The organism is Streptococcus sp. S784/96/1 (assembly GCF_902729355.1).
GTDB lineage: Bacteria > Bacillota > Bacilli > Lactobacillales > Streptococcaceae > Streptococcus > Streptococcus caledonicus.
Genome location: NZ_CACVCC010000048.1, coordinates 1 through 11,412 on the forward strand (window position 1 = coordinate 1; position 11,412 = coordinate 11,412).

An 11,412-nucleotide genomic window follows, 5' to 3' on the forward strand; every position below is an offset into this window, starting at 1 on the left:
GTCACACCAACTGTCTGCTTGAAGCGTTGAGAGAAATAATTGATATCCCAAAAGCCAACTTTTTCAGCAATTTCATAAATTTTTAAATCGGTTGTCAACAATAAGAATTTCGCTTGCCGCATTCGTTCTTGGTTGAGATAATCCTGAAAACTCATCCCCACGTCCTTCTTGATGAGGACGCTAAGATAATTGGGGCTAAAGCCTAGGTCATCTGCCAGATGCTTGAGCGAAAAATCGCTGTCACCTAAATGGTCGCGAATCTTTTTCTGCAAGTCCGAATAGTCTTCTTGCCTGATGTACTTTTCCAGCTTTTCTTTTTTCACATCTTGGACTAGCTTGTCTTGGATTTTTGATAAAATCCCTTCCACATCTGTCTTGCTGAATGGCTTGAGTAGATAGTCATCTGCGCCCAGCTTGAGTGCAGAAAGAGCATAGTCAAACTCATCATAGCCTGTCAAAAAAACAAGATGACAGGCTGGATGGTGGTCTTTAATCAGTTGTGCTAACTGAATCCCGTTCATCTTAGGCATATTGATGTCTGTCAAGACAATATCAAATGGTTGATCTTGGAAAAGTTCCCAAGCTTTACGACCATCTTCTGCTTCAACGACACGGTCAATTTGAAATTTTTTAAAATCAACTAAAGAATAAATACCTTGTCGAACAAGGTATTCGTCTTCTACTATCAAAATGGAATAAATGGCCGTCACCTTCTTTTGTTCTCTTTATCTTTATTATAGCAGAAAGCCTAAACGTAGGCTAGAAGATACCCATATCCTTTGGCTTCCATTTCTGCTTTCGGAATGAATTTAATGGATAAGCTATTGATACAGTAGCGAAGACCTCCCTTATCTTCTGGTCCATCTGTAAAGACATGCCCTAGGTGGGAATCCCCAACGCGACTTCGCACTCCCGTCCGTTTCATATTGTAACTTGTATCTTCCTTATAACGAGCTACATCTGGGCTTATCGGACGAGAGAAACTTGGCCAGCCACAGCCTGATTCAAACTTATCCTTGGAAGAAAAGAGAGGTTCTCCTGTGACCACATCCACATAGATGCCATCTTCAAACTGATCCCAATAACGATTGGAGAAGGCTTTCTCTGTAGCATTGTTTTGGGTGACGTCGTACTCTTCCTTGGTTAATTTTTTCTTAATTTCTTCATCACTTGGCTTTTTATATTTACTTTCATCGATGACAGGGTAAACCGCATCATTGACATTGATATGACAGTAGCCATTTGGATTTTTCTTGAGGTAATCTTGATGATAATCTTCTGCTAAGACATAGTGATCAAGTGGCACATTCTCAACCACGATAGGTTTGTCAAATTTCTGACTTAGTTCGTCCAAGGCTTGTTTGATGATAGGCTCATCCTCTTTATCTGTATAGTAGATACCTGTTCGATATTGACTTCCGACATCATTGCCTTGTTTGTTTTTGCTTGTTGGGTCAATGATACGGAAGTAATGCAGGAGCAAGTCACGCAAAGTGATTTCACTCTTGTCGTACTGAATGTGAACAGTCTCTGCATGCCCTGTCTGACCAATTAACTTATAGTTGGTAGTATCACTCTTACCGTTAGCATAGCCAACCGTGACATCTACCACTCCATCTACCCGTTCAAAGTAGGCTTCCACTCCCCAAAAGCACCCTCCTGCCAAGTAAATTTCTTTTAGATTTTCAGGGGCCACCTTAGACGCATCCTTTAATTGACGTTCTGTACTTGTTTGCTTGGCAGTTGGAGCTGTACTCATCTTCTCGCTATCGGTCTTTGACCCCATCTTCAGAAAGATAAAAGCAGATAAGACAATGAGCCCTAAAATAGTCACTCCTACTAAAAATGATTTCAGTTGAGGTTGCATACACTGACCTCCATTTTCTTTATTATTTGATCGTTTCAAGCGTTTGAACAATTTCTGTTTTCTCCATATGACCAGGCATCACCTTCGTGATAATACCGTCACTACCAATGAACGCTGAGGTCGGGTATACACGAACACCATATTCTTCAATCAGTTTTCCACTTGGATCTAAGAGGACTGGCAAGTTCTTGTGCCCAAGTTCTTTGTACCATTTCTTAAACTCTTCTTCTGATTGTTCTCCTTTTTTATTAGGAGAAACAACTGAGAGAATGACAGTGTCTGCCGGTGCATCCTTGGCTAAGCCATCGACTTCTTCTAATCCAGCTAAACAGATAGGACACCAGGACGCCCAGAATTTTAAATAGACCTTTTTGCCTTTAAAATCTGACAAGGTATAGGTGTTTCCATCCACGCCCATCAAACTAAAATCGGACGCTTCTTTGCCATCATTCATCTGTTGATCATCTTGTTTGTCTGCCATTTTAGCTGTTTCTGCCTTTTGATCATCTGTTTTTGTTTGCGTAGAGCAGGCTGCTAACAAGCCTGTACAAGCTAAAGCGATTGTCAGTAGTTGGAGTTTTTTCATAAACGTCCTCCCTTACTTCTTTTCTCCATCTGACATCTTATCGTCTTCCATCTTGTCATCAGACATGTTATCGTCTGACATCTTATCATCTTTCATATTGTCATCGGACATCTTGTCATCAGACATCTTGTCGTCTTTCATATTATCATCTGACATGCTGTCGTTTTTCATTTTGTCATCTGACATCTTGTCGTCTTTCATGTTATCATCTGACATGCTGTCGTTTTTCATGTTGTCGTCGGACATCTTGTCATCTTTCATTTTGTCGTCTGACATCTTGTCCTTTTTCTCCATCATAGAGGACTCGTCTGTCTTGTTATTATCAGATTTAGGCTGGGGTGAGCAAGCTGCTAAGAAAGTACCGCAAGCAAGTAAGATAGCGACTGTTTGTAATTTTTTCATGATATATGTACTCCTTTATGTAAAATAGTTAGTTAAAAATTGTTTCGAAAAATGCAGTAATGGCATCGACCTTTCCTAAAACGAGGATAATTCCCATTAGGATAATCAAGGCCCCACCGACCTTTTTCATGGTGACCATGTGTGGTTTTAGTTTATTAAACTGTTTGACAAGGGCAGAGCTTGACAAAGTGATGAGTAGAAATGGCAAAGACAAACCCAGTGTATAAACCAGAAGCAAGAGCCCCCCTTGTACCGAACTGCCCCCGCCTGAAGCAGCCAATCCTAGAACAGAGCCTAGCACAGGGCCAACACAAGGGGTCCAGCCAAAGCTAAAGGTTAAGCCCAATAAAAATGCTGACAAGCCACCATTTTTAGTTTGGAAATTAAAGCGAAGCTGTTTCTGTTTTTGCAGGCTAACAATGTTAATCCATTCCATCTGGTGGAGCCCAAGAACAATAATGATCAGTCCCATGACCACTCTGAAATTTGGGCTGTTGAACAAACTTCCCAGACTGGCTGCACCAAAACCTAGTAACAGAAAAACAGAAGACAAACCAGCCATAAAGGCTACGGTCTTGAGCAAGCTGTACCAGTTAATAGAAAAACCAAAGAGGGAAACTGTTCGCTCCTTGCTCTCATCCAGCAAAATCCCCAGATAGACGGGCAAAAGCGGAAAGATGCAGGGAGAAAAGAAAGATAAGATCCCAGCTACAAAAACTGAAAACATGAAGACAAGTGAGGTTCCCATTCGTAACTCCTTTCTAACTTATTTCGCTTGACATATTCAGTATAAGCCAGTCTCTCGAAAAAAAATATAGACAATCCCCTTCAAAAACTCGAATTTGGTATGCTATTTTCTCTATCGGACATCTAACGTTAAATAAAATTCAAAAATAGATAAATCAAGGACATTACCAACTGACTCTCAAAGAAAATAGTATCGCTTGATTTCCAAAGGCCACAATTAGCCAAAACCCTCTTCAGTCGCCCACAGGGCTACTAGAGAAGCACGCTATAGAGCTAGGAAACGTAGTGGCGATAGGGATAGATAGGCTACGTTCCAGTAAACAAACCATCTATACTTCCTATTTTTGAATTTGAAAGAGTCTAAAAGATGCTGAGCTAAACTTTTTCTCCGCCCACAAAAATAGAGATTCACAATAACTGTAAATCTCTGTGTTTGCATTGCACCATTTCCTTGTTTTACTTGAAAAGGCGATTAGCAATTGATTTCAATATAGAATGTAGAGATTGAAGGACTTTTTGAAGCTATCAGTAACCTCTACTTCTTGAATAAGGATTTTACGTTTAGACGCAACGATTGTTTAAGCATCTGCTGTCTTAGGAGGTCCGTAAATTTGAACAAGAACCTCTGGAGCGTTTGGATGCTCCAATCTATCTACGTCAAGAGTTTGAATTAGAGGATATTCCAGAAGAAGCATTGCTATATATGACTGCGCGTGGGATTTATGTTGCTTATGTTAATGGAGAAAAGGTTTCTGATTTATTTGCACCGGGCTATACAGCTTACCAAAAGCATATTGATTATCAAGTGGCAGATGTTGTGCCTTATTTGAAAAAAGGTAAAAATATTTTGGGATTCCTCCTTGCGGATGGTTGGTATACAGGAAAGATTGAGTACATTGGTGTAGGACAGCAGTATGGTACTGAAAATAGTTTAATAGCGGAATTGAAATGGTATCAAGATAGTGTTCTTGTTGGCGCGGTTATTACTGATGAGAATGTTCGTTGGACAGATCAAGGGCCAGTTCGTTTTGCGGATTTATATGTTGGTGAACATTATAGTCAGGCCCATGAATTACCAGGATGGCTGGATGAAACTTATGAGGATGGTGATTGGGAGGAAGTATCAATTAAAGAATATGGCTATGCAGAGCTTGCTTTGCAGACAACTCCACCGATTTCTATTTCCAGAACTATTCGTCCTCAGATTATTCGTACACCAAAAGGCGAATTGATTTTAGATGCAGGAGAAATTATTGTCGGATACACTTCTTTTAGTAATCTTTCACTTGCTAAAAATACAACAATTAGTTTTGAGCACAGTGAAACCCTGGATAAAGAAGGGAACTTCCTTCAGAATATTTTAGGGCAAAATAAAGAACAAAAGACTATTATGTCGCTGGTAAAGATGGCTTTCACTCATGGATGCCAGCTACAACCTTCCATGGTTTCCGTTACGTTAAGGTCGAAGGAACACTGGATTGTGATCCAGAACATTATCAAATTCATGTCATTGTCACCCCATTGCGAACTGCCGGGACCCTAGTGACCTCAGATGAGCGTCTTAATAAATTGCAAGAAAATATTGTCCGCTCTCAAGAAGGCAATATGATTTCAATTCCGACGGATTGCCCACAACGTGAGCGTACTGGTTGGACGGGTGATATGCAGGTTTATACACCAACGGCTTGTTATGAAAAGGATGTTGAGCAATTCTTACGTCATTGGCTAGACGATATGCGCCATGAACAATATGATGATGGACAAATTCCTCAAGTTATTCCATGCCCTCCTTCTCATGATTACATGAAACCAGAAGGGGAAGAGGCAGTGAACACAGCAGGGTGGTCTGATGCGGCAATTATTGTGCCTTGGAGATTATATGAGTTTTACGGTGATAAGCAGATTTTAGAAGACAATTATGAGATGATTTCTCGTTACATGATTTCTATTGAAAATCGTATGTCTTTATTACCAAAAGATTATGGTGAGATGACTCCTGAAAGGCAGGCTTATCAAAAATACTTATGGAATACAGACTTCCAATTTGGAGATTGGTTAATGCCAAGTGCTGGAATGGATAGCGCTAAATATACCGGCAATGAAGTTGCAACCTTAATGACAGTTTTAACAACAGAATTGATGGTTAAGATTTCTACTCTTTTAGGTCATGTGGAAAAAGCTATGCATTATGCCGAACTGAATCAAACTATTAAGTCTGCCTATGTTAAAGAATACATGACTGAAGATGGCCGCATGACAAGTGATTATCAAGGAGTTTATGTACTTGCTCTTGCTACCAATACGGTACCAGACCATCTTAAAGTAGCGAGTCTGAATCGTTTGAAAGAACTCATTCATGAAAATGATGACCGTTTGGACACAGGTTTCCTTTCCGTTGCTTATCTCTTACCGTTACTGCATGAATTGGGTGAGAAGGAATTAGCCAATAAATTGCTTTTCCGTGATCAGTCGCCATCTTGGCTCTATGAAGTTAAAATGGGGGCAACAACGATGTGGGAAGCTTGGAATTGTTATGCCGAGGACGGAACACCTAGTGCAGATTCAATGAACCACTTTGCCTTTGGTTGTGTCGGTGAATATTTGTTTAGAACAATTTTAGGAATCGATAAGCAAGAGGCAGGCTTCCAAAAAGTTCTCATTAAACCAGATTTGAATAGTGGGCTTCACTATGCAAAAGGCCAATATGATTCGATTTGGGGACCAATTTCCGTTGATTGGAAGATTACAGGACGAAAAGCAGAGCTGGCTCTCGTTTTACCACCAAATGTAACAGCTACGGTGGAGTTTGGCTCAAAACGTTTTGATAATATTACTCATGATTTTAGAGTAAACGTTAGATTGTAAAATAAGAAAGAGTCTGCAAAAAGATAAAAGGCATAGACTTAAATATGGTGATTCTTAAGTATCTAGTTTTGAAAGAAGAACCGAGATAAGGTTATAAACTAATGAGAATGATTCTTGGTCTTTTGGGGTGTCCTCGATCCAATTAATGGTGTTCCAAGGGATCCTTTTAATTTTCCACCTTGCTACAAGGAATCAAAAAAGGTATGCTTGATCTTGTTAATCAGTGATGTTTTATCATCAGGAGTATTTTCTATCATACATTCATCATTATCTCTTTAATGATTGATAATTATTTTATCAAAAAGAGTAGTCAAATCTCAGTTTTTAGAATTCGTTTTCAAATAAAAATTAGAAAATTAAGGAGTGAGTGGATAGTATAAAGCATAAAATCTAATCATACTTTTTATAATGTACCAAAAAGTATTTCTCTACTTACTTAAAAAAGTGCTAGTCATTTATGCCGAAATGGTAAGTATAAATATTATGAAGATGATAATATTTAATTGTAAGCGGTTGTTTTATAGATATACTTAAGGAAAAAAGGTAATCAAGATATTAAACATTAGGAGAAATATATGCTATACCCACAATTAACAAAAACACGCAGCCTTTATGATTTGAACGGCGTTTGGAATTTTAAATTAGGTGACCACAATCCCCACGAAAAGCTCAGCTCTGAGACTGTTATGGTTGTTCCGACTTCGTTTAATGATGTTTCAGTTGATAAGGATGTTCGTAACTACATTGGAGATTTTTGGTACGAGCGTGGTGTTGATATTCCAAAAGTTGGTACCGACGAAGAATTGGTGCTACGCTTTGGTTCTGTAACTCACCGTGCCAAAGTTTACGTCAATGGAGAATTTCTTGGAGAGCATGAAGGTGGTTTTACCCCGTTTGAAATCATTGTTCCAGAAAATTATTATCAAGAGCAAACGCTAAAAATCTCAGTATGTGCCAATAATGAGCTCAACTATACCACTTTGCCTGTTGGAAATTATTTTGAAGAAGTGCAAGAAGATGGTTCAATCAAAAAAGTTGTGAAAGAGAATTTTGACTTCTTCAATTATGCTGGGATTCATCGACCCGTGAAATTAGTAGTGCGTCCTAAGACACACATTTCAGACATCGTGATTGTGCCAAGTTTATCTGAGGATTTACAATCAGCAGAAGTCTCAGTAACGGTTGCGACATCAGCAGCAGTTGATGAGGTTCGTGTGACGATTTTGGATGAAGAGAGAAATGTTGTTGTGACTGCTGAAAATGGCAGAGCAGTGATTGAAAACGTTCATCTTTGGGAGGTTCTAGATGCCTATCTTTATACGGCGCAGGTAGAATTGTATAAAGGTGGCGAACTTGTTGATACCTATTCTGAGCCATTTGGGGTTAGAAGTGTACGTGTCGCTGATGGACAATTTTTTGTCAACGAAAAACCAGTTTATTTTAAAGGTTTTGGTAAGCACGAAGATACCTTTATCAATGGCCGCGGATTGAACGAAGCAGCTAACCTTATGGACTTGAACCTCCTCAAAGAAATGGGAGCAAATTCATTCCGTACCTCTCATTATCCATACTCTGAAGAAATGATGCGTTTGGCAGACCGAATGGGTGTCTTGGTCATTGATGAAGTGCCAGCAGTTGGACTGTTCCAAGGTTTTGCAGTAACTTTGGGAGTAGATACTGGTGGACGTTCAACGTTTGAAAATATGAAAACAAAAGAAGCACATGAGCAAGTTATTGATGAGCTGTTAGCGCGAGATAAGAACCATGCCTGTGTGGTAATGTGGGTTGTGGCTAATGAACCAGCTAGTCATGAGGAGGGAGCGCGCGAGTATTTTGAACCACTAATAAATCAATTTAGAGAAAAAGATTTACAGAATCGTCCGGTAACTATAGTTAATATTGGTACAGCAGGACTAAATGATTTAACCACTGATTTAATTGATGTTATTTGCATTAACCGTTATTATGGGTGGTATGAAAATCATTCGGACCTAACTCGGGCTGAGATAGGGCTTAGAAAAGAATTATTAGAATGGCAACACAAGTTCCCTAATAAACCACTTATGGTAACTGAATATGGAGCAGATACTTTTGCTGGCTTCCATAGCATGTGGGATATTCCATACACAGAAACTTATCAATGTGACTATTATGCTATGAACCATAAAGTATTTGATGAAATTGAAAATTTTGTAGGCGAGCATGTGTGGAATTTCGCAGACTTTGAGACAAATGTTGCTATTATTCGGATAAAAGGGAATCATAAGGGTCTGTTCACTCGTAATCGTGAACCTAAAGCGGTTGTTAGAGAGATTCAAAAACGTTGGCGTTCGATTCCTCATTATTATAATAAAAAGCGCAAATGAAATTTGAATGTTATAGTCAGTTTTTTAGTTATTTCATTATGAATTGATTTAGGTCTCTGTATATTCCTTGTCTCATGCACACTAAGATATCCTTTGGATATCTCAAGCCGTGTCAATAAAAAAAATATTATAGCACTAAATAGAAACTAATCAACTATATCTGTTTGCAAAAGAGCGTTTGGCCGCAAATAATAAAAAAAGTCGCTATAATCAGTGACTTTTTTAATTATTTAGTAGTTGATAAACTATTTGGAAATCATTTATTTTATGCACTACTAAAATCTAATCACACTTTTTTAGTTTATAAAAAAACAAACAGATCTAATCATTAAAAATATGCTATTAGATGATCTTGAAATGGTAGGTAGAAATATAGATAAGGTGTTAATATTTAAATGTAAGCGATTACTTTGGCTTTTAGCAACAGCTAAACAAAATTAACTACAGGAGGAATAAGTAATGGCAAAAGCAATGACAAGTGCTTCAATTGTTGGAGCTACTACAAAAGAGAAAACAAAATTTTCTCTTGGAGCATTTTATAGTTTAGGTGAGGTAGGTTCTCAATTGAGTTGGTATATGATTAATACTTACCTCATGATTTTCTACACAGACGTTGTAGGGATTTCTGCGGGAGCAATCTCTATGATTATGTTAATTGCTCGGGTTTGGGATGCTATTAACGACCCAATGATGGGGGTTATTGCGGACAAGACGCAGACAAGATGGGGAAAACTTCGACCGTATTTGTTCTTTGCCCCTCCATTCTTGGCAGTGTTTAATATTTTGACATTTACAGTATTACCAGTGACAGGAATGTTAAAAGTGTTACTTTGTTTAGTATGTTATATTGGGGCAGGTATGGCCTATACAGCTATCTGTATAACTTACGGTGGCTTAGTAAATCTTATTGCCCGTGATTCTCAGGTGCGTATGAACTATGCAACCTTCCGTAGCATTGGTGGTTCAGTAGTAAGTATTGCTCTTTCAGCTTTTGCTATGCCAATGATTCTTTTCTTCAGTCAAGATAAGGTTGCTAATGCACAAGGGTATTTTTGGACAGCGGTTGTCTGCTCTGCTATCATGTTACCAGCTTTTTTCCTGTGTGCCTTAAAATGTAAGGAAACTGTTGTTATTCCTCGTCTTGCAACAAATGAGAAAAAATCAACTGTGAAATCATTGCTTACGCTAATGAAAAATAAAATGCTGATGATTACCATTTCAAATGTCTTTCTTGGAGCAATTGCAATTATGGGGCGTATGGGAATGCTAGCCTATTATATTATCTATGTTGTTGGATCATTTGAGTTAATTGCACCAGTCTTTACAACTATGACAATTATGCAATTGGTAGGTTCTTTCTCGCTTCCATGGGGGACTAAGACATTTGGTAAACGTGGCTATCTTACAATCTTGAGTCTTATCCAAATTGCAACTTTTGTAGCAATGTTCTTCTTTGGAGCAACAGGGAAATTAGCACTTTTTGGAATTTCAATTATTTCAGGCTTTACTAATGCTGGCGGTGGTATTTCAACAGGTATGCTATCAGATTGTATTGAGTATGGTGACTGGAAATATGGTATTCGCGAAGTTGGTTTAACTTATTCATTTTTAAGCTTTGCCGTTAAAATGGCAACAGCAGTTACAGGTACAGTGACGGTATTGCTTCTGTCAGCTGTTGGATATGTTCCAAATGCAGCGCAGACAGCAAGTGCCACTCTTGGTATTAACGTCATCGTTAATTTGTTACCAGCTGCTTGTGTGGTATTATCACTCATTCCAATGATTTTCTACAAATTAGATAAAAAGGCCATGGATCAAATTACATCAGAATTAGATGCACGTGCAGAAGCTTAGAGATATCGTCTACTGCATTTTGTAGTAGACGATTTATTGGTAAGGAGGAAAGATGAAATTATCAGCTGTACAAGAACAAAAAATTCAAGCACTGCTTGATAAAATGACCTTAGAAGAAAAAATAGGTCAATTGAACCAAGCTTCTGTTTCTATTGTCGGTGGCTTCGATGTTCCATTTGGTGAATTGATTGAAATGATGACCGATGGGCGTCTGTCTCAAGATGAGTTCCATAAGATCATGGCAACCAGTGAAAAAGACTACCATGAAGAAGAGATTAAACAGGGACTTGTGGGATCTATGATGGTTCAAGACCCAGAAACGTCCAACCGTCTTCAAAAGATTGCCATTGAAGAGAGCCGTCTTGGCATCCCTTTGATTATTGGGCTGGATGTCATTCATGGCTATAAAACCGTCGTTCCGATTGCGCTAGCAGAAGCAGGAAGTTTTGACCGTGATTTAATGAAACGGACGGCTCAGATGGCGGCCAAAGAATCACGAGCTGATGGGATTCATTGGCATTTTGCTCCAATGCTTGATATTAGTCGAGATGCTCGTTGGGGACGTGTATCAGAAGGTGGCGGAGAAGATCCTTATCTTTTATCACAATTTGCCAAGGCAAAGATCGAAGGTCTGCAAAACGATCAATCGTCTCACCTGAACTATGTTGCGGCTTGCTTGAAGCATTATGTTGGTTATGGCGCTTGTGAAGGTGGCCGTGACTACA

Annotated in this window: 9 protein-coding genes and 1 pseudogene; 5 read left to right on the forward strand and 5 right to left on the reverse strand. The window is 38.8% G+C overall.

Translation table 11 applies throughout. The annotated features are described in order from the left end of the window. From GZ996_RS10895 to ccdA2, 5 genes are all read right to left on the reverse strand, one after another. Positions 1–701 (reverse strand): response regulator transcription factor (locus GZ996_RS10895; RefSeq protein WP_162012064.1); only part of this gene is annotated, 701 nt, incomplete at its 3' end. Between the two features lie 47 nt (positions 702–748). After that, positions 749–1,867, reverse strand: a complete 1,119-nt coding sequence (msrB, locus tag GZ996_RS10900; RefSeq protein WP_162012057.1) for a peptide-methionine (R)-S-oxide reductase MsrB — start codon at positions 1,865–1,867, stop codon at positions 749–751. A gap of 22 nt (positions 1,868–1,889) precedes the next feature. Next, positions 1,890–2,453: a redoxin family protein gene (locus GZ996_RS10905; protein WP_162012058.1), complete on the reverse strand. Its 564-nt coding sequence runs from the start codon at positions 2,451–2,453 to the stop codon at positions 1,890–1,892. Between the two features lie 12 nt (positions 2,454–2,465). Beyond that, positions 2,466–2,855: a hypothetical protein gene (locus tag GZ996_RS10910; RefSeq protein ID WP_162012059.1), complete on the reverse strand. Its 390-nt coding sequence runs from the start codon at positions 2,853–2,855 to the stop codon at positions 2,466–2,468. Between the two features lie 28 nt (positions 2,856–2,883). Continuing rightward, on the reverse strand, positions 2,884–3,603 hold the full coding sequence (gene ccdA2, locus GZ996_RS10915; RefSeq protein WP_162012060.1) for a thiol-disulfide oxidoreductase-associated membrane protein CcdA2: 720 nt from the start codon (positions 3,601–3,603) through the stop codon (positions 2,884–2,886). 744 nt (positions 3,604–4,347) lie between these two features. Here ccdA2 and GZ996_RS12150 point away from each other — a divergent pair. The 5 genes and pseudogenes from GZ996_RS12150 to GZ996_RS10940 all read left to right on the forward strand — a co-directional run. Then, positions 4,348–6,158 (forward strand): annotated as a pseudogene (locus tag GZ996_RS12150) (family 78 glycoside hydrolase catalytic domain); the annotation flags it as partial. Positions 6,159–6,167: 9 nt separating this feature from the next. After that, positions 6,168–6,467: an alpha-L-rhamnosidase C-terminal domain-containing protein gene (locus GZ996_RS12155; protein ID WP_338014798.1), complete on the forward strand. Its 300-nt coding sequence runs from the start codon at positions 6,168–6,170 to the stop codon at positions 6,465–6,467. Positions 6,468–7,042: 575 nt separating this feature from the next. Beyond that, positions 7,043–8,833 (forward strand): beta-glucuronidase, encoded by a 1,791-nt coding sequence (uidA, locus tag GZ996_RS10930; protein ID WP_162012063.1) that lies wholly within the window; start codon positions 7,043–7,045, stop codon positions 8,831–8,833. Positions 8,834–9,292: 459 nt separating this feature from the next. Continuing rightward, complete coding sequence (locus tag GZ996_RS10935; protein ID WP_238386361.1) at positions 9,293–10,687, forward strand: MFS transporter; 1,395 nt, start codon at positions 9,293–9,295, stop codon at positions 10,685–10,687. 52 nt (positions 10,688–10,739) lie between these two features. Beyond that, on the forward strand, positions 10,740–11,412 hold a 673-nt coding region (locus GZ996_RS10940; RefSeq protein WP_274378789.1), incomplete at its 3' end, for a glycoside hydrolase family 3 N-terminal domain-containing protein.

What these genes read in the sequence shown, in the direction of transcription:
- msrB (WP_162012057.1), bottom strand. Translation starts at nt 1,867, where the DNA reads ATGCAACCTCAACTGAAATCATTTTTAGTAGGAGTGACTATTTTAGGG.
- GZ996_RS10905 (WP_162012058.1), bottom strand. Translation starts at nt 2,453, where the DNA reads ATGAAAAAACTCCAACTACTGACAATCGCTTTAGCTTGTACAGGCTTG.
- GZ996_RS10910 (WP_162012059.1), bottom strand. Translation starts at nt 2,855, where the DNA reads ATGAAAAAATTACAAACAGTCGCTATCTTACTTGCTTGCGGTACTTTC.
- ccdA2 (WP_162012060.1), bottom strand. Translation starts at nt 3,603, where the DNA reads ATGGGAACCTCACTTGTCTTCATGTTTTCAGTTTTTGTAGCTGGGATC.
- GZ996_RS12155 (WP_338014798.1), top strand. Translation starts at nt 6,168, where the DNA reads ATGAACCACTTTGCCTTTGGTTGTGTCGGTGAATATTTGTTTAGAACA.
- uidA (WP_162012063.1), top strand. Translation starts at nt 7,043, where the DNA reads ATGCTATACCCACAATTAACAAAAACACGCAGCCTTTATGATTTGAAC.
- GZ996_RS10935 (WP_238386361.1), top strand. Translation starts at nt 9,293, where the DNA reads ATGGCAAAAGCAATGACAAGTGCTTCAATTGTTGGAGCTACTACAAAA.